General features: G+C 57.6%; 1 protein-coding gene. It reads left to right on the top strand.

Annotated features, from left to right (window positions below):
* On the top strand, nt 1–232 hold a 232-nt coding region (locus K7431_RS30850; protein ID WP_224265993.1), incomplete at its 5' end, for a hypothetical protein.
* Nucleotides 233–264 lie beyond the last annotated feature (32 nt).

The following is a 264-nucleotide window of genomic DNA, read 5'->3' as shown; positions in this document are numbered from 1 at the left end:
CGTCATCGGGGGCAAGCCCCCTCCCACACTGGATCGCTGTTGGCAGGGAGAAAACAGCCCGGCTGTAAATCTCATGGATATCGCTAATCCCCTGTGGGAGATGTCGAGCTTCAGCGAGGCTTCGAAGACGGCGGCATTGTTGGCAGATATGTTGACTGAACCACCGTCATCGGGGGCAAGCCCCCTCCCACACTGGATCGCTGTTGGCAGGGAGAAAACAGCCCGGCTGTAAATCTCATGGATATCGCTAATCCCCTGTGGGAG

This window comes from Pseudomonas fluorescens group sp. (assembly GCF_020093335.1).
In the GTDB taxonomy this organism is placed as follows: Bacteria; Pseudomonadota; Gammaproteobacteria; order Pseudomonadales; family Pseudomonadaceae; genus Aquipseudomonas; species Aquipseudomonas petroselini.
This window is presented reverse-complemented; position numbering and strand designations above follow the sequence as displayed.